Origin of the sequence: Pseudomonas sp. 11/12A, from assembly GCF_000800055.1 — a bacterium.
GTDB lineage: Bacteria > Pseudomonadota > Gammaproteobacteria > Pseudomonadales > Pseudomonadaceae > Aquipseudomonas > Aquipseudomonas mohnii.
Map to the genome: position 1 here is coordinate 2,387,854 of NZ_JUGV01000001.1, position 19,085 is coordinate 2,406,938.

Here is a 19,085-nt window from a genome sequence, read left to right on the forward strand (position 1 = left end):
CAACTGGCTACGAGGTGAGGTGGCATTCTACTCGCTGTGCAGATTTGCATAAATCAACTCTGCGAGCTTTTTACTGATCCCGGGGGCTTTGGCGATCTCGTCGATGCTGGCACGAGACAGCTCCTGCAATCCACCAAAATGTTTCAACAAATCGCGGCGACGTGTCGGTCCAACGCCGGCAACGCCCTCCAGTGTAGACGTACGTCGGGTTTTGCCACGACGGGCGCGATGCCCGGTAATAGCAAAGCGGTGAGCTTCGTCGCGAATCTGCTGGATCAAATGCAGTGCGGGGGAATCACCGCGCAACGTGAACTCGTGAGCGGCGTCATTGAGGTACAGGGTTTCGAAACCGGCTTTACGCGTTGCCCCCTTGGCCACACCGAGCAGGATCAGATCCGGTACCGCCAGCTCATTCAGCACATCTCGCGCCATGGACAACTGCCCCTTGCCGCCATCCACCAGCAGAATGTCCGGCAGTTTGCCCTCCCCGTCCTTCAGCTTGCTGAAGCGCCGGGTCAGCGCCTGGTGCATCGCCGCGTAGTCATCACCCGCCGTAACGCCTTCGATGTTGTAGCGGCGGTAATCGGACTTGATCGGGCCTTCAGGGCCGAATACCACGCAAGAGGCGACGGTTGCCTCGCCGCTGGAGTGGCTGATGTCATAGCATTCAAGGCGCTGGGGCGGCTCGTCCAGTTTCAGCACCTGCGCCAGGGCTTCAAAGCGCTCGGCAACGTGTTGGCGGTTGGCAAGGCGCGCGCCCAGTGCCTGTTCGGCATTGGTCACAGCCAATTGCTGCCAGCGTGCTCGCGTGCCACGCACCCGGTGGCTGATGGTCAATTCGCGACCACGCAGCTCGTGAATGGCCGCAATAAGTGTCGGAAAGTCGTCATGAACCACGTTGACGATCAACTCGCTCGGCAAGTCGCGCTCAGGATTGCTGATGAAATACTGACCGAGAAACGCCGCCATGACCTCGGAAACGTCCTCTTCGATACCGACCTGCGGAAAGAAGTTCTTGCTTCCCAGTACTCGCCCACCACGAACGCTGATCAAGTGAACGCAGGCACCGCCCGGATTGACGAACGCCGCGATGACATCAACATCGCCCGTCCCGCCTTCCATGCTCTGCTGATCCTGAACCCGACGCAGCAGCGAGATCTGGTCGCGCAACTCCGCGGCGCGCTCGAACTCGAGATTGATCGCCGCCTCTTCCATTGCAGCGGACAACTCGTCGCTCAGTGCATTGCTGCGACCTTCGAGGAACATCACCGAGTGTCGTACGTCTTCGGCGTACACCTCAGGCTCCACCAGACCGACACAAGGCGCCTTGCAGCGCTTGATCTGGTATTGCAGGCAAGGGCGCGTACGGTTCTTGTAGTAGCTGTCTTCACACTGCCGGACGAAAAAGGTCTTTTGCAACAGGCTCAGGCTTTCCCGAATCGCGCCGGCACTGGGGTACGGACCAAAATATTTGCCCTTGGCCTTTTTCGCGCCGCGATGGATGCTCAAGCGCGGAAACTGGCCGTCTGAAAGGAAAACGTAGGGGTAGGATTTGTCGTCACGCAGCAGGATGTTGTAGGGCGGACGCCATTCCTTGATCAGCGTCTGCTCAAGCAACAGGGCTTCGGTTTCGTTGGCCGTAATGGTCGTTTCGACTTGAGCGATTCGCGCCACCAACGCAGCGGTCTTGGGCGCCAGGCCGCTTTTTCTGAAGTAGCTCGACAGGCGATTCTTGAGGTTCTTGGCCTTGCCGACGTAGAGCAGGCGCGCATCGCTGTCGAACATGCGATACACACCGGGACGCCCGCTGACGGTCGACAGAAAGGCGCCTGGATCAAAATTATCAGTCATTTCAGAGGCTGGCATCGACCATGCCGTGACGAACCGCCAATAGCGTCAACTCGACATCACTGCTGATCGAAAGCTTTTCGAAAATGCGGTAACGGTACGTGTTCACGGTCTTCGGCGACAGGCACAACTTGTCGGAGATGATTTGGACTTTCTGGCAGCCGACGATCATTAGCGCGATCTGTATCTCCCGCTCCGACAAGGCATCGAATGGAGAATCGTTGGTCGGCTGGAAGGATTTGATCGCCAATTGCTGGGCAATCTGAGGACTGATATAGCGCTGCCCGGCGAACACCAGGCGGATGGCCTGGACCATTTCCGGCAGCCCGGCGCCCTTGGTCAGGTACCCGGCAGCACCGGCCTGCAACAGCCGTGTAGGGAACGGATCGTCCTCACACACGGTCACGGCTACGACTTTGATGTCCGGATGACTGCGCAATAATTTGCGCGTGGCTTCAAGGCCACCGATACCGGGCATTTTGACATCCATCAATACCACATCAGGTTTCAGCTCACGCGCCTTGAGCAGGGATTCCTCACCCGATTCAGCCTGGCCAACCACTTGCAGGCCATCGATGTCAGCCAGCATTCGAGTAATGCCTGTACGAACGAGATCATGGTCATCGACTACTAGAACCCTAATCAAGCAGACACCTCGCGATATGGTCTTATTGGGTTGCCGACACCTTAGCAAAAAGCAACTGGCAGACCTAGCGGCAAGCGCCATATAAAAAGTTTCAATACATCTTGAAAGGCTTGTGGCAAGCGTGTTTCAGCGATGCTAACCCTCGACATCGCGCTGCATTCTCAGGAAACACTCGTCCGCGCCCACCAACTGTAGGCCCTTTCTTTCATACAAGGCTCGCGCCGGATTATTTTCAAACACGGTCAAACGCAATGCCGGGCGTCGTTCCTGGCGAACCATGGCAAATACCTGATCGATCACCCAGGAACCGGCCCCCTGCCCTCGGCATGCTTCGACGATGTGCAGTTCGCGGATGTAAAGCGCCCGGGGATCCCGACTCAGACTGACATACCCCACTCGACTGTCATCACGCATGATGATCCGGTTTTCACGCCCCATCCAGGCGGCGTCGAACGCCTCGTCCAGCCATAACAGGTCGTATCGAATGTAATAGCGCAGCATGTTCCTGCGAGTCAGTTCGCGCGAGAAATCGAGATCACCCTCCGTCGCCGCGCACCATTCGAAGCCCATCAAACCTCCCTGACCGGTACGATTTGTCCGTTCCATCCGTCAGTATCGCGTCGAGCAACGACCATCAAGTCACCGGCACCCGGTGCAGCTGCAATCAAGGCGCCGCCCGCCGACCAAATTGCGCTGCGCCCCGCCGACTCCCAACCTCCCGTGGCGCCTCCATGGTTCGCCATCAGCACGACCATCGAATGGGTTTGCGCATAACCTTTCAACAACGCCGTATCCGGGCCAAAGCCCTTTTCGGTGATCAACACTCCGGCCGCGTACACGTCAGCCCCTTGCTGCGCAGCCGCAGCGGCATGGGAGGCATGGGTAAAGTCTGCACACACCGCCAGGGCGACAGTATCGGCACCGACAAGCAGCGTCTTGCCGCCATATCCGGGTGCAAATGCGACCTCCTCTCCCGGGTGCAAATGCTGTTTGCTATAGACCCCGAGTGAGCCGTCGGCGCCCAGCACAAGCGCTCCGATCAATACGGGAGCAGCGTCCGACAGACGGATCGGCATCCCGACCACCGTCGTCACCCCGACTTCCTGCGCAAAATCACGCAGCGGTTGCAGCACGGCAGCCTCCGGCGCGAGCGCCAACTGTGCTGCGAGTCCGCGCTCGTAACCGGTCAACGACAACTCAGGGAACACCAGCAATTGCACGCCATGCTCGGCTGCTATCTGTATGAAGCGTTGATGCCGGGCGATATTGCCGGCAAGGTCGCCGGCAATGGAAGACGATTGGGCGGCGGCGATGATCAGAGGCGGCATGTTCCGTCCTTGTGACTTGATGTATTCGGAAACGCAGAGTGTGTCACAACCTCCAAGGCGCTCAACTGATTGAGAATGCCCTGAATCATCGATAGCAATTTCTGATTGAATCCTTGTACCTGGCTCTAGTAAGCTCGGACCATCCATCGGAGATACACCATGATCAACGCCCTCTCACCGCTTCGTACCGCCAGCGCCCCGCGCTCGGTTGCGGCTGCCCGGGTGAACGACATTTGTGCTCCGGTCAGCTTTTATTTTGGGTATTGGTTTAGCCACTGGCGCGCCTGATACCCACCCGGCGCCCACTTTAGACGGGTCGCCACCAGAGAATTCTCAACCCCCGGTCGGCCTCCCGACCGGGGGTTTTGTTTTTTCAGCACCTGACATTTTCTGCAACACACCAGACATCTTGAGGATCAACACAATGAACTACGCCACTTATTACCGTTACGACAGTTTTACCGCCTGGCGATTTACCACCCTCCGCTCGGGACAGCCTGCCGCCTCCGATCGGTCACCCACAGGTGGCAAGCACACACACGTAGCCAATCCGGCCAATTGTCGAACACCCCAGTAGGGCCGAGTGCGCGGGAACGAACCCGCCACCTGCCCAGGAAGCCTGAACATGAACTCGTCCGTCTCTGCTCTGCCACTGTCCACCCTCAGTCCTGCCAACGAAGCGCTGACCCTGCGTCTGCCAAGCTCGTTGCAACTCAAACAGCAATTGCCACTGACCAACGCCCTGAGCCAGCAAGTCGCTGCTCATCGCCAGGCGGTTCGGGCGATCCTCAACGGTGAAGACTCCCGTCTGCTGGTCATCGTCGGCCCCTGCTCGATCCACGATCCTAAGTCCGCGCTCGAATACGCCGGCAACCTGGCCCAACTCGCCGCCGAAGTCAGCGACGAAATGCTCTTGGTCATGCGCGCCTACGTCGAAAAACCTCGCACCACCGTCGGCTGGAAAGGCCTGGCCTATGATCCGCACCTGGACGGCAGCGACGACATGGCAGGCGGCCTGACCCTGTCCCGTGAACTGATGCGTGAAATGCTCCTCATGGGGTTGCCGGTTGCCACCGAGTTGCTGCAACCCATGGCCGCCGGTTACTTCGACGACCTGCTGAGTTGGGTGGCCATCGGCGCCCGGACCACCGAATCGCAGATCCATCGCGAAATGGCCAGCGGCCTGGGCATGCCGGTCGGTTTCAAGAACGGCACCGACGGCGGGGTCGGGGTCGCCAGTGACGCCATGCGCTCGGCCGCGCATCCGCACCGTCATTTCGGCGTCGATAGCCAGGGGCATCCGGCGATCATCCAGACCCCGGGTAACGCGGACACTCACCTGGTGTTGCGCGGCGGTCATGGCGGGCCGAACTACGACCGGGCCAGCGTCGCCAAAGTGCACGGCGATTTGACCAGACTGAAGATCCCGGCACGGATCATGGTCGACTGCAGCCACGCCAACAGCGGCAAAGATCCGCTGCGCCAACCGGCGGTGTTCAACGATGTGCTCGAACAGCGCCTGCAAGGCGATCGCTCGCTGATCGGCATGATGATCGAAAGTCACTTGTTCGAAGGCTGCCAGCCGCTGAGCCCGACGCTGAAATACGGCGTGTCGATCACCGACGGCTGCCTGGGCTGGGCCGGCACGCAAGCGTTGCTGCGTCAGGCCGCAGAGCGTCTGCGCGTACAACGCAGCATTCCACAACCGGTATGACCCCGACTCACCGACCCGTCTTCATCCGGAGACTGGTCGGCGGTTGGAACCCTTCAGATTTCGCGGAAAAATGGCCTACACGAAGTAGGCCATTTGTTGATTTACACTCAGCACACGCTAAAAGGCTGTCCGGACAGTCCGATCGAGACTTCATTCACATCCGAGTTCTCTCACTGTTTCTAGTCCGTTTTATCGGGATACAGCGGCTTTTTCATACATCGCGCGGCCGTCGGAGTGCTTTAGAGTGAGGCACGACACACCTCCCTGAACGGCTGAAAGGTATGAACATGCAACGGAATGCAAACACTCAATATCCAATCCTGCTGGTCCACGGGCTTTTCGGTTTTGACCGGATCGGCACCTTCGAGCTCTTCCACGACATCAAACAGGCGCTGCGCAGTGCGGGTGCCAGGGTGTTCGTGCCACACCTGTCGGCGACCCACAGCAACGAAACCCGGGGCGAGCAGCTACTGGCTCAGATCGAACGGGTTCTGGAAGGGACCGGCGCGAATAAAGTCAACCTGATCGGTCATAGCCAGGGTGCACTCGCCGCCCGGTATGCGGGAGCGGTTGCTCCACAGTGCGTGGCCTCAGTGACGTCTGTCAGCGGGCCGAACCATGGCTCGGAACTGGCTGACTTCCTGCGCAAGGCGCTGACGCCCGGAGGTCTGCCGGAACACGTGGCGGAAACGGTGGCGACCCTGTTCGCAGACTTCCTCTCGTTACTCAGCGGTCATCGTCATCTGCCACAAAATGCCATCGCCGCGCTGAACGCCCTGAGCACCGAGGGCGTTAGCCTCTTCAACGACAAGTACCCTCAAGGGCTACCGGAAACCTGGGGTGGCAAAGGGCGGGAACTGGTCAACGGCGTTCGTTATTACTCCTGGAGCGGCATCCTGCAGGCCAGCATTCTGGACGAAGGGCTGGAGGCACTGGATCCGCTGCATGGCTTTTTGCGTGCATTTTCCCAATATTTCACCACTGAAGCGCAGCAGAACGATGGCATGGTCGGTCGATACAGTTCCCATCTGGGCACCGTCATCCGGTCCGACTATGCACTCGATCATCTCGGCACACTCCAGGCGCCAGCCGTTCAATTTGCCAAAAAAGTCGACCCGATCGACCTGTATGTGCGGCATGCCGAACGCCTGAAGAAAGCCGGTCTTTGATAAGACTCTCACTGTTCAGGCCATATGGAACGGAACTTTGAGGAGAAATAGCCCACCGAATCCGGTAGGCTCAGCACTTTGCCGAATATTGAAAGGAGTATTTCCCATGGCTAAAGCCACTGCCCGCCACATCCTTGTTGCCAGCGAAGCCAAGTGCAACGAACTCAAGGCCCAGATCGAGGCTGGCGCAGATTTCGCCGAAATCGCCAAAGCCAACTCCACCTGCCCTTCCAGCCGCCAGGGCGGTGACCTGGGTTCGTTCGGTCCGGGCCAGATGGTCAAGGAATTCGACACCGTAGTGTTCAGCGCACCGATCAACGTGGTGCAAGGTCCGGTCAAGACCCAGTTCGGTTACCACCTGCTGGAAGTGACCAGCCGTCAGGACTGATCGACGCCTGTGTTTTGCGCGCAACGGCCCGCCTTTTGGTGGGCCGTTGCGTTTCAGATACGCAATAGGCTGGCGAGGGACGCGCCGCTAGCGTACAAATTGTCGTTAACGACCACCCGGCTCTAAGGCTGACAATGCGACTGGCTTTCCCGACTTTATTATTCACTGCCGTGGCCCTGCTGTTAGGTGCCGCCGGTGTGAATGCCGCACCACAACACGCGTTGACCGTCTATGGCGAACCGGCCAAATACCCTGCCGGTTTCAGCCATTTCGCCTACACCAACCCGCAAGCCCCCAAAGGCGGCACCATGCGCCGTTCGGCGATCGAAATCGGGCACTTCGATCATGTATTGCCGTATATCGACAAAGGCATTGGCGTCTCGCAGATTGACGGCCTGATCTACTCGCCGCTGGCCCAGCGCTCGCTGGATGAGCCCTATACCGTGTACGGCCTGGTGGCGCGGCAGATGGAACGCTCCGATGACGGCCTGTCACTGCGCTTCTACCTGAACCCCAAGGCGCGTTTCGCCGACGGCAAGCCGATCACCGCCGAAGACGTGCGCTACACCTTCGATCTATTGATGACCCAGGGCAGTCTGCGCTATCGCACTCAATTCGCTGACGTCAAAGGCGTCGAAGTCGAGGCGCCATTGACCATTCGCTTCGACTTCAAGACCAACGAAAACCGCACCCTGCCGCTGGACATCGCGACGCTGCCGGTGTTTCCCGAACACTGGTGGAAGACCCGCGACTTCGCAGGTGGCGGCGGTTACGAGCCCCCACTGGGCAGCGGGCCCTACAAGGTCAGCAAGGTCGATTCCGGGCGCAGCATCACCTTCGAGCGCAATCCCGACTGGTGGGGCAAGGACCTGCCGGTCAGCCGCGGCCTATACAACTTCGATCATTTCAGCATCGAGTACTTCGGCGATACCGACGTGGCACGCCAGGTGCTGCGCGGGGGTGCCTATGATTACAACCGCGAGTTTTCCGCCACCGGTTACTCCATCGGTTATGAAAGCCCGGCCCTGAGCGACGGTCGACTGCAAAAAGCGCATCTGGCGACCGAAGCGCCGCAACCGAGCCAGGGTTTTGTGTTCAACCTGCAAAAGCCCATGTTCCAGGATCGCCGGGTACGTCAGGCGCTGGCCATGCTCTGGGATTTCGAATGGAGCAACCGGCAGATGATGCGCAACATGTACATCCGCCAGCAAAGTTTCTTTTCCAACACCGACCTCGCTGCCCGGCAACTGCCGGATGCCGGCGAGCGAGCGATTCTTGAACCGCTTCGCGGGCAGATTCCCGACGAAGTATTCACCACTGTGTTCGAAGCCCCCAAAACCGATGGCAGTGGCGTGATCCGCGACAAGCAGTTGCAGGCCCTGGACCTGTTGGAACAGGCCGGCTGGAAACCGGATGGCGATCAGTTGGTCAACGCCGACGGAGATCCGCTGAGCTTCACTTTCCTGGTCAGCCAGAACGGCCTGGACCGATTGCTGCTGCCCTACAAGCGCACCCTGAAACAGATCGGCATCGACATGAACATCCGCCGCATCGATTCCTCGCAGTACGTCAATCGTCTGATGAGCCGCGACTACGACATGATCGTCACCGGCTACCCGGTCACCACGTCTCCGGGGGGCGAACTGCTCAACTATTTCGGTTCGGAGGCGGCCACTGACCCAGGCTCCAACAATTACATGGTCCTGAAGAATCCAGCCGTCGATACCCTGATCAAGGGACTGGTGCGCGCCAACACCCAGGCCGACATGTTGCGCTACGCCCATGCCCTGGACCGGGTGTTGCAGTGGAACTACTACTGGATTCCCAACTACTACCCGCCGGGCACCTCCACCGTGTGGTGGAATCGCTTCGGCATGCCCGATGTGCAAGCGAGCAATGACGAAGCCATCGAAAGCTGGTGGGAAATGAGCACCACGCCCTTGACCAACCAGGAAATGACCGCCGAGCGCATCCGCCGTGGCAGACCCGGAGGACCGCACTGATGTGGACTTACATTCTGCGGCGCCTGCTGCTGATCATTCCGACGCTGGTGATCATCCTCCTCGTCAACTTCGTGATCGTCCAAGCCGCACCGGGCGGGCCGGTGGAACAGGCCATCGCCCACTTGCAAGGCATCGGCGGGGTGAGTGTCGGCGGTGGCGCCAGCGAAGCCGTGAGCGGCAGCTCCCGGGCCAGCCGCGGCCTCGACCCGCAACTGATCAAGGACATCGAAAAACAATACGGGTTCGACAAGCCGGCCCACGAACGCCTTTGGCTGATGCTCACCAGCTACGCGCGCCTGGACTTCGGCAAGAGTTTCTTCCGTGGCGCCACCGTCACCGACCTGATCCTGGAAAAAATGCCAGTGACCATTTCCCTCGGGCTCTGGGCGACGCTGATCACTTATCTGGTGTCGATCCCGCTGGGCATCCGCAAGGCCGTGCACCACGGCAGCCATTTCGATATCTGGAGCAGCACCGCGATCATCATCGGCTATGCGATGCCGGCGTTCCTGTTCGCGATGTTCCTGATCGTGGTGTTCGCCGGGGGTACGTCGCTGAACTGGTTCCCGGTGCGCGGGCTGGTCTCGGACAACTTCGAGTCACTGTCGACCCTGGGCAAGGTCGTCGACTACTTCTGGCACCTCGTGCTGCCGGTGACGGCGCTGGTGATTGGCGGGTTCGCGACCTTGACGATCCTGACGAAGAACTCGTTCCTCAATGAAATCACCCGCCAGTACGTGGTCACCGCCCGCGCCAAGGGCTTGAGCGAACGCCGCGTGCTGTATGGCCACGTGTTCAGCAATGCAATGCTGCTGGTGGTGTCGGGGATTCCCCAGGCATTTATCAGCGTGTTTTTTGCCGGTTCGCTGTTGATCGAGGTGATTTTCTCCCTCGACGGCCTGGGCCGCATGAGTTACGAAGCGGCGGTGTCGCGGGACTATCCGGTGGTGTTCGGATCGCTGTTCATCTTCACCTTGTTCGGACTGCTGATAAAACTGGTGGGTGACCTGTGCTACACACTGGTCGACCCGCGTATCGACTTCGCCGCGAGGAACGCCTGATGTTCAAGCTTTCGCCGTTGGGCCGTCGCCGCTTCGAACGCTTCAAGAAAAACCGCCGTGGCTGGTGGTCGCTGTGGCTGTTTGTCGGTCTGTTCATGCTGACCCTAGGCGGCGAACTGATCGCCAATGACAAGCCACTGATCGTCAGCTACCAGGGCTCGTTGTATTTCCCTGCCCTCAAGCGCTACACCGAGCAGGCGTTCGGCGGGCAACTGCCGTTCCAGGCCGACTACCGCAGCGACTACGTACAAAACCTGATCAAGAAGGACGGTGGCTGGCTGCTGTTCCCGCCCATTCCGTTCAGTGACGACACGCCGAACTATGACCTGAACAAACCGTCCCCGAGCCCGCCTTCTAGCGTGAACTGGCTGGGCACCGACGACCAGGCGCGGGACGTGTTGGCAAGGGTGATTTTCGGCGCACGGGTGTCGATTCTGTTTGCCTTGATGCTGACCTTCGTCAGCGCGCTGATCGGCATCGCTGCCGGCGCCCTGCAAGGCTATTACGGCGGCTGGGTCGACCTCATCGGTCAGCGGCTGCTGGAGGTCTGGTCCGGGCTGCCGGTGCTGTACCTGCTGATCATTCTGTCGGGTTTCGTCGAACCGAATTTCTGGTGGCTGCTGGGGATCATGGCGCTGTTTTCCTGGCTGGCCCTGGTGGATGTGGTGCGCGCCGAGTTCCTGCGCGGACGCAACCTTGAATACGTCAAGGCTGCCCGGGCGTTGGGGCTGAGCGATCGCAAGGTGATCGTGCGGCATATCCTGCCCAACGCCATGAACGCAACGTTGAGCTACCTGCCGTTCATTCTGACCGGGGCCATTTCCACCCTTACCGCGCTGGACTTCCTCGGGTTCGGCATGCCCGCCGGCAGCGCATCCCTGGGCGAGCTGATCGCTCAGGGCAAACAGAACCTGCAAGCGCCCTGGCTGGGGCTGACGGCGTTTTTCACCCTGGCGCTGATTCTTTCGTTACTGGTGTTCATTGGCGAAGCGTTGCGCGACGCCTTCGATCCCCGATCCTGATGCGGATATTGATATGACTAACCTGATCGAAATCCGTGACCTCAGCGTGGCCTTCAGTGGCGAGACCGTGGTGCGCAATCTGTGCCTGGACATCCGCCCCGGCGAATGCCTGGCACTGGTGGGCGAGTCCGGCTCTGGCAAATCGGTGACCGCCCACTCGATCCTGCAACTGCTGCCCGACGTCGGCACCGAAAGCCATGGCAGCATTCGCTATCGCGGCCGCGAACTGCTCGGCGCTCCGTCCAGCGTATTGCGCGAACTGCGCGGCAACCGGATCGCGATGATTTTCCAGGAGCCGATGACCTCGCTCAATCCGCTGCACAGCATCGAAAAGCAGATCGGCGAGACCTTGCTGGTGCACAAGGGCCTGGCGGGCAAGGTGGCGCAAGCGCGGATTCTGGAGTTGCTGCATCTGGTCGGCATCCAGAAACCCAAGGAGCGGCTCAAGGCTTATCCCCATCAACTGTCCGGCGGCCAGCGCCAGCGGGTGATGATCGCCATGGCCCTGGCCTGCGAACCGGAATTGCTGATTGCCGACGAACCCACCACGGCCCTGGATGTGACCGTGCAGCGCAAGATCCTGCTGCTGCTCAAATCCCTGCAACAACGCCTGGGCATGTCGTTGCTGCTGATCAGTCACGACCTCAACCTGGTGCGCAGCATCGCCCAGCGGGTGTGCGTGATGAAGGCCGGCGAAATCGTCGAGCAGGCGCCCTGCGAAACGCTGTTCACCGAACCGAAGCACCCTTACAGCTGCGTCCTGCTCAATGCCGAACCCGAAGGCGAAGCCCTGCCCCGGGACGAACGGGAGAAAGTCCTGGAGGTGGAGGATCTGCGGGTGCAGTTTGCCGTCGGTGGCGGCCTGTTTCAGCGCAAGACTTACCTGAAGGCCGTGGATGGCATCAGCCTGAATGTGCAGCGGGGCAAGACCCTGGGCATCGTTGGCGAATCCGGCTCCGGCAAGTCCACCCTCGGCCAGGCCATCCTGCGCCTGCTTGATTCCGAGGGCAGTATTCGCTTCCAGGGCCACGCGTTGAATGGCCTGACGCAGAAACAGCTACGGCCGTGGCGCAAAAAAATGCAGGTGGTGTTCCAGGACCCCTTCGGCAGTCTCAGCCCACGAATGTCCGTGGCACAGATCATCAGTGAAGGCCTGGAAGTCCATAGCCAGTTGAGCCCCGACGAGTGCGACGCCGAAGTGATACGGGCACTGCAAGAAGTCGGCCTCGACCCGCAGAGCCGCCACCGCTATCCCCATGAGTTTTCCGGAGGCCAACGCCAACGCATTGCCATCGCCCGGGCGTTGGTGCTGAAACCGGCGTTGATCCTGCTCGACGAACCGACCTCGGCCCTTGACCGCACCGTGCAAAAGCAAGTGGTCGCCCTGCTGCGCCAGCTTCAGGAAAAACATGGCCTGACTTATCTGTTCATCAGCCATGACCTGGCCGTGGTCCGCGCCCTGGCGCACGACATGATCGTGGTCAAGGACGGCAAGGTGGTCGAGAGCGGCGCCAGCCACGACGTCTTCGATTCGCCGCAGCACCCGTACACCAAGGAGCTGTTGGCCGCGGCGCATCCGGGGGCGTCATAATCCGGCGCATGCCGCTGAACCGCGTCACGGCCATCGCGAGCAGGCTCGCTCCCACAGGAGAATGCATTTCAATGTGGGAGCGGGCTTGCCCGCGATAGGGCCGGCACAGGCAACACTTAATCAGGATCAACCCTCATGAACACCACCGAAAGCCTCAAGGACTACCAGCGCGTACGCCTGCTGGCAATCCGCTCATTGTTCGAGATCATCGAGCAGTCGAGCGAGGGCACGGTGATTGTCGACCGCGACGCCAATATCGTGTGGATGAACGAGCGCTACGCCAAGCGTTTCGGCCTGCAATCGGCGCAAAGCGCGATCGGCAAGGCCTGCGAAAGCGTGATCCCCGGCAGCCTGTTGCGCGAAGTGGTGCGCACCGGGCGCCCGATTTTGCTCGACATGCAGGACACCCCCAAGGAACCGCTGGTGGTCATGCGCCTGCCGATTCATGACGATGCCGGCGAAGTGATCGGCGCCATTGGCTTTGCCCTGTTCGACGAATTGCGCAGCCTGTCGCCGATGCTCAAACGCTACATGAGCATGCAGGAAGAATTGGCATCGACCCGCTCGCTGTTGCGGGCGCGGCAGACCAAATACAACTTCGCCCATTTCATCGGCACCAGCGCCGCCAGCCTGGAAGTCAAACGCCGCGCCCGCCGCAGCGCCAGTACCGATTCGCCAGTGTTGCTGCTGGGTGAAACCGGCACCGGCAAGGAACTGCTGGCCCAGGCGATCCACAATGCTTCGCCGCGCGCGCTCAAGGCGTTTGTCAGCGTCAACAGTGCAGCGATCCCCGAATCGCTGCTGGAAGCCGAATTCTTCGGCACCGCACCCGGCGCCTTTACCGGTGCCGACCGCAAGGCCCGCGCCGGCAAATTGCAGATCGCCCAGGGCGGGACACTGTTTCTCGACGAGATCGGTGACATGCCCCTGCCGCTGCAAAGCAAATTGCTGCGGGTGTTGCAGGAAAAGGAATTCGAACCGGTGGGTTCCAACGACGTGATCCAGAGCGATGTGCGGGTGATCGCCGCGACTTCAACTGATCTGGAGGCCGCGATCAAACGCGGCGAATTTCGCGCCGACTTGTACTACCGCCTCAACGTCCTGCCCATTCAGGTTCCGCCACTGCGCGACCGCCTCGACGACCTGCCCGCCCTCAGCGAAGCGATCCTTGAAGAGCTGCGCAGCCAGCACGAACTCAACGGCGAGGCACTGGCGCTGCTGGGGCAGCATGCCTGGCCGGGGAATATTCGCGAACTGCGCAACGTGCTGGAACGGGCGGCGTTGCTCAGTGATGACCTGCGGCTCACGGTGGCGGATATCCGCGCAGCCATCGGGACCTTTACGCCAGTGGAGCGCATGGCACCGCTGCCCGTCGAACCGCTGGAGCACGAGACCTTCAGTGCTGCCCGGGCACGCTTTGATCGGCAATTGATTGAAACCACCCTGGCGCAATGCGGGGGCAAGGTGGTTGAAGCGGCGGCGCGGCTGGGGCTGGGTCGGTCGACGCTGTACAAGAAGATGCTGGCGTTGGGAATTGCAGAGTCTCCATAAAGAGACATTGATCTCCATTGATAGACAGACCATCGCGAGCAAGCTCGCTCCCACAGGTTTATTGGATTGATTGCAAAAAAAACAATCAACTGTAGGAGCGAGCCTGCTCGCGATGAGGCCGGCCCAGCAACCAAAAGTCTCAATATAGAGACAAAAGCCTAGGCCCACCCCAAGAAAATATAAATATTCCCTTATATTTCAGGCACTTAACCATCTGGCACACAATTCGCTATAGCGCTCTCCTACAAAAGATCCACCCTACAAAAATAACAACCCAGGAGACACACCATGAGTGTGATCATTGCCTTGGCAGCCCTCGCGCTGTTGATGCTGGCTGCTTACCGTGGCTACAGCGTTATCCTTTTTGCCCCGATCGCCGCCCTCGGCGCCGTTCTGCTCACCGATCCCTCTGCTGTTGCGCCTGCTTTCACCGGCGTGTTCATGGAGAAAATGGTCGGCTTCATCAAACTGTATTTCCCGGTGTTCCTGCTTGGAGCAGTGTTCGGCAAGCTGATCGAGTTGTCGGGTTTCTCGCGCTCGATCGTCGCCGCCGCCATTCGTTTACTGGGCACCCGCCAGGCGATGCTGGTGATCGTGCTGGTTTGCGCCTTGCTCACTTACGGCGGCGTCTCGCTGTTTGTGGTGGTGTTTGCGGTATATCCGTTTGCCGCTGAAATGTTTCGCCAGAGCAACATTCCCAAGCGCCTGATTCCGGCGACGATTGCCCTCGGCGCGTTCTCCTTCACGATGGACGCCTTGCCCGGCACCCCGCAGATCCAAAACATCATTCCCAGTACCTTTTTCAACACCACCGCCTGGGCCGCGCCATGGCTGGGCGTGATCGGCACGATCTTCGTGTTCTGCGCCGGCATGCTGTTCCTGCAGCGCCAGCGCAACAAGGCCCAACGCGCGGGTGAAGGTTATGGCACCGAACTGCGCAACGAGCCGGAAACCGCCGCCGACATCAAGCTGCCCAACCCGTGGATCGCCCTGTCGCCGCTGCTGGCCGTGGGCATCATGAACCTGCTGTTCACCCAGTGGATTCCACAGTGGTACGGCAAGACCCACAGCCTCGCGCTGCCGGGCATGGCCGCGCCTGTGACCACCGACATCGCCAAACTCACGGCGATCTGGGCGGTACAGGCGGCGCTGCTGGTGGGCATCATCATGGTGATCGCGTTCGGGTTCCAGGCGATTCGCAGCAAACTCGCCGAAGGCAGCAAAAGCGCGGTCAGCGGTGCGTTGCTGGCGGCGATGAACACCGCGTCGGAATACGGCTTCGGTGCGGTCATCGCGTCCCTGCCCGGCTTCCTGGTCCTGGCCGACTGGCTCAAGAGCATCCCCAACCCGTTGGTCAACGAAGCGATCACCGTGACCCTGCTGGCCGGCATCACCGGTTCTGCTTCGGGTGGCATGAGCATCGCGTTGGCGGCCATGTCCGAACAATTCATCGCCGCGGCCCATGCGGCCAATATCCCGCTGGAAGTGCTGCACCGTGTAGCCGCGATGGCCAGTGGCGGCATGGACACCCTGCCGCACAACGGTGCGGTGATCACCCTGCTCGCGGTCACCGGCCTGACCCACCGCGAGGCTTACAAAGACATTTTCTGTATTACGCTGATCAAGACCCTGGCGGTTTTCGTGGTGATCGGCACTTTCTACGCCACTGGCATTGTGTGAGGTATTCATGACGACTCTTTCGGGCAAGACCGCACTGGTTACCGGCTCCACCAGCGGCATTGGCCTGGGCATCGCCCTCAGCCTGGCCAAGGCCGGCGCCAATCTGATCCTCAACGGCTTCGGCGATGCCTCCACGGTGATTGCCGAAGTGGCGCAGTACGGTGGCAAGGTCGGTCATCACCCGGCCGATGTCAGCGACCCGGCACAGATCGCCGAGATGATCGCCTATGCCGAGGGCGAATTCGGTGGCATCGACATTCTGGTCAACAACGCCGGCATCCAGTACGTAGCGCCGGTGGAGGAGTTCTCGGTGGAGCGCTGGGATTCGATCATCGCGATTAACCTGTCGTCGGTGTTCCACAGCACTCGCCTGAGCCTTCCGGGCATGCGCGCCAAGGGCTGGGGTCGGGTGATCAACATTGCTTCGGTGCATGGCCTGGTCGGCTCGGTGGGCAAGGCGGCTTATGTCGCGGCCAAGCACGGAGTGATCGGTTTGACCAAAGTGGTCGCGCTGGAAACCGCAACCACCCAAATCACCTGCAACGCCATTTGCCCCGGCTGGGTGCTGACACCGCTGGTGCAGAAGCAGATCGATGACCGTGCCGCCACCGGGATCGACCCGCAGCAGGCGCAACATGATCTGCTGGCCGAGAAGCAACCGTCGCTGGAATTCGTGACGCCGCCGCAACTGGGGGAACTGGTACTGTTCCTGTGCAGCGAAGGCGGCAGCCAGGTGCGCGGCGCGGCGTGGAACATAGATGGTGGTTGGCTGGCGCAGTAAGCACCGCTGAACCCTTGTGGCGAGGGAGCTTGCCCCCCGAGCCACAAATGCTCGCTTGAACTTACGAATAAGAAGAGGCAAACCATGTCCGACATCCTCTGGCAACCCAGTGCCGAACGCATCGGCAAGACCCGCATGGAGGCCTTTCGGCGCTTCATCAATCAACGACACCACCTGCACATCGATGACTACCCTGCCCTGCACCAGTGGTCCATCGATCAACGTGTGGATTTCTGGCAGGCCATCGTCGACTTCTTCAATATCCGCTTCCATCAACAACCTGACGCGGTGCTGATGGAAGGCCCGCAAATGCCCAGCGCCCAGTGGTTCCCCGGCGCCACCCTGAACTTCGCCGAACACCTGCTGCGCCGCCGCGACGATGCCGTGGCTGTCGTGGCCGTGGGCGAAAACGGGCAGCGTGAACACTTGACCTGGGGCGAACTGGCCGAGCATGTCGCCGGTTTTCAAAACGGCCTGATCGCCGCCGGTGTCGGCCTCGGCGACCGGGTGGCCGCGTGCATGCCCAACACCTGGCAAACATTGGTGGCCATGCTCGCCACCACCAGCCTCGGGGCGATCTGGTCCTGTTCTTCGCCGGACTTCGGCACCCAAGGCGTGATCGACCGTTTCGGCCAGATCGAGCCGAAAGTGCTGCTCACCTGTGCCGGTTACCGCTACGCCGGCAAGGAGATCGACCAGACCGTCAAGGTCAACGAAATCCTCGAACGCCTGCCATCGCTGCAACAGTTGATCGTCGTGCCCTACGCGCGGCCGCAGGTTCGCATCGAAGACTTCCGCACAGCGGCCAATGTGACGCTGTGGGACGAGTTCTACGACCCCGGCGGCGAGCCGGATTTCGTCCCCGTGCCCTTCGCCCATCCGCTCTACATCCTCTATTCAAGCGGCACCACCGGCGTGCCCAAATGCATCATCCACAGCACCGGGGGCGTGTTGCTGCAACACGTGAAAGAGCACGGCTTGCACAGCGATCTCGGCCCCGGCGAACGCCTGTTCTACTACACCACCTGCGGCTGGATGATGTGGAACTGGCTGGTCTCGGCGCTGGCGGTGGGCAGTGCCGTGGTGCTGTACGACGGCTCACCGTTTCATCCCGATCCCGAACGCTTGATCGACCTGATCGACGACGAGCGCATCAGCGTGTTCGGCACCAGCCCCAAGTACCTCGCCACCCTGGAAGCCAACGGCGTCAAACCCCGGCAAAGCCATGACTTGAGCAGCCTGAAAACCCTGCTTTGCACCGGCTCCGCGCTTTCACCGCAGAGTTACGACTACGTCTATCGCGACCTCAAGGCTGACGTGTGCCTGGCCTCGATGTCGGGCGGCACCGATATCGTCTCCTGCTTTGTCAATGGCAACCCGTTGCAACCGGTGCGTCGCGGTGAAATGCAAGGCAAGAGCCTGGGCATGGCGGTTGAAGTGTGGAACGACGACGGCCAACCGGTCATTGGCGAAAAAGGCGAGCTGGTGTGTACCCGGCACTTCCCGGCGATGCCCATCGGCTTGTGGAACGACCCCGACGGCGAAAAGCTGCGGGCGTCGTATTTCAGTCAGTTCCCCGGGGTCTGGGCCCAGGGTGACTACGCTGAACAACTGCCCCACGGCGCGATGATGATCCATGGCCGCTCCGACGCGGTGCTCAACCCCGGCGGCGTGCGTATTGGCACGGCGGAAATCTACCGTCAGGTGGAAAAAGTCCCGCCAGTGCTCGACTGCGTGGCCATCGGGCAGCAATGGCTGGATGACGTGCGGGTGGTGCTGTTCGTGCGGCTGCGTGAAGGCGTTGAACTGGATGAAACACTGCAACAACAGATTCGCCAGACCATTCGCGCCAACACCACGCCGCGCCATGTGCCGGCAAAGATCGTCGCGGTCACGGACATCCCCCGGACCATCAGCGGCAAAATCGTCGAATTGGCAGTGCGCAATGTCGTGCATGGGCAAACAGTGAAGAATACCGATGCGCTGGCCAATCCCGAGGCATTGGAGCAATTTCGCGACCGCCCGGAGCTGCGGGATTAAAGTATTCCACTGCAGGAGCGAGCCTGATCGCGATGACGGTACGTCAATGTTGACGGTGCCACCCTCATCGCGGGCAAGCCCGCTCCCACAGGGTTTGCTTGTCAGATGCAAAATTCGCGTACAGATTGGCCAGTTGTCTTAATACGCGTTGATGCCCATAGCAAAAAACACCTGCGAAGCATTCAATGAATAAAATGGCCCGGACCACCGAAATGCCGGGGCATCCAGCGTTTGCCGCTCAGCCAGCTGAGTAGACGCCGTCA

The 19,085-nt window shown here is 60.4% G+C and carries 15 protein-coding genes; 11 read left to right on the top strand and 4 right to left on the bottom strand.

Features of this window, described 5'->3' with window-relative positions:
* Window positions 1–27: 27 nt before the first annotated feature.
* From uvrC to GQ39_RS11000, 4 genes are all read right to left on the bottom strand, one after another.
* Window positions 28–1,851 (bottom strand): excinuclease ABC subunit UvrC, encoded by a 1,824-nt coding sequence (uvrC, locus tag GQ39_RS10985; protein ID WP_047538741.1) that lies wholly within the window; start codon window positions 1,849–1,851, stop codon window positions 28–30.
* A 1-nt stretch (window position 1,852) separates the two neighbouring features.
* Window positions 1,853–2,494 carry a response regulator transcription factor GacA gene (gene gacA, locus GQ39_RS10990; RefSeq protein ID WP_047529704.1) on the bottom strand — a complete coding sequence of 214 codons (642 nt, stop codon included), beginning with the start codon at window positions 2,492–2,494 and terminating at the stop codon, window positions 1,853–1,855.
* Window positions 2,495–2,629: 135 nt separating this feature from the next.
* Complete coding sequence (locus GQ39_RS10995; protein ID WP_047529706.1) at window positions 2,630–3,064, bottom strand: GNAT family N-acetyltransferase; 435 nt, start codon at window positions 3,062–3,064, stop codon at window positions 2,630–2,632.
* Window positions 3,064–3,822: a carbon-nitrogen hydrolase family protein gene (locus tag GQ39_RS11000; RefSeq protein WP_047529708.1), complete on the bottom strand. Its 759-nt coding sequence runs from the start codon at window positions 3,820–3,822 to the stop codon at window positions 3,064–3,066. Before GQ39_RS11000 ends, GQ39_RS10995 begins: the two co-directional genes overlap by 1 nt.
* A 625-nt stretch (window positions 3,823–4,447) precedes the next feature.
* Between GQ39_RS11000 and GQ39_RS11005 the strand changes: the two genes are divergently transcribed.
* From GQ39_RS11005 to GQ39_RS11055, 11 genes are all read left to right on the top strand, one after another.
* Window positions 4,448–5,536: a 3-deoxy-7-phosphoheptulonate synthase gene (locus tag GQ39_RS11005; protein ID WP_047529709.1), complete on the top strand. Its 1,089-nt coding sequence runs from the start codon at window positions 4,448–4,450 to the stop codon at window positions 5,534–5,536.
* Between the two features lie 287 nt (window positions 5,537–5,823).
* Window positions 5,824–6,705 carry an esterase/lipase family protein gene (locus GQ39_RS11010; protein WP_047538744.1) on the top strand — a complete coding sequence of 294 codons (882 nt, stop codon included), beginning with the start codon at window positions 5,824–5,826 and terminating at the stop codon, window positions 6,703–6,705.
* Window positions 6,706–6,811: 106 nt separating this feature from the next.
* Window positions 6,812–7,093, top strand: coding sequence for a peptidylprolyl isomerase (locus GQ39_RS11015; RefSeq protein WP_047529711.1), 282 nt, complete (start codon window positions 6,812–6,814; stop codon window positions 7,091–7,093).
* Window positions 7,094–7,227: 134 nt separating this feature from the next.
* A complete protein-coding gene (locus GQ39_RS11020; RefSeq protein ID WP_047529713.1) occupies window positions 7,228–9,096 on the top strand; it encodes an extracellular solute-binding protein in 1,869 nt (622 codons plus the stop codon).
* Complete coding sequence (locus GQ39_RS11025; protein ID WP_047529715.1) at window positions 9,096–10,157, top strand: microcin C ABC transporter permease YejB; 1,062 nt, start codon at window positions 9,096–9,098, stop codon at window positions 10,155–10,157. Before GQ39_RS11020 ends, GQ39_RS11025 begins: the two co-directional genes overlap by 1 nt.
* Window positions 10,157–11,179 (top strand): ABC transporter permease, encoded by a 1,023-nt coding sequence (locus GQ39_RS11030; protein WP_047529717.1) that lies wholly within the window; start codon window positions 10,157–10,159, stop codon window positions 11,177–11,179. The genes GQ39_RS11025 and GQ39_RS11030 overlap by 1 nt, the downstream gene beginning before the upstream one ends.
* A gap of 13 nt (window positions 11,180–11,192) precedes the next feature.
* Complete coding sequence (locus tag GQ39_RS11035; protein ID WP_047529719.1) at window positions 11,193–12,770, top strand: ABC transporter ATP-binding protein; 1,578 nt, start codon at window positions 11,193–11,195, stop codon at window positions 12,768–12,770.
* Between the two features lie 135 nt (window positions 12,771–12,905).
* Complete coding sequence (locus GQ39_RS11040; RefSeq protein ID WP_047529721.1) at window positions 12,906–14,321, top strand: sigma-54 interaction domain-containing protein; 1,416 nt, start codon at window positions 12,906–12,908, stop codon at window positions 14,319–14,321.
* A gap of 288 nt (window positions 14,322–14,609) precedes the next feature.
* Window positions 14,610–16,001, top strand: a complete 1,392-nt coding sequence (locus GQ39_RS11045; RefSeq protein WP_047529723.1) for a GntP family permease — start codon at window positions 14,610–14,612, stop codon at window positions 15,999–16,001.
* Between the two features lie 7 nt (window positions 16,002–16,008).
* Window positions 16,009–16,782: a 3-hydroxybutyrate dehydrogenase gene (locus GQ39_RS11050; RefSeq protein WP_047529725.1), complete on the top strand. Its 774-nt coding sequence runs from the start codon at window positions 16,009–16,011 to the stop codon at window positions 16,780–16,782.
* 84 nt (window positions 16,783–16,866) lie between these two features.
* Window positions 16,867–18,822: an acetoacetate--CoA ligase gene (locus GQ39_RS11055; RefSeq protein ID WP_047529727.1), complete on the top strand. Its 1,956-nt coding sequence runs from the start codon at window positions 16,867–16,869 to the stop codon at window positions 18,820–18,822.
* Window positions 18,823–19,085: the final 263 nt, after the last annotated feature.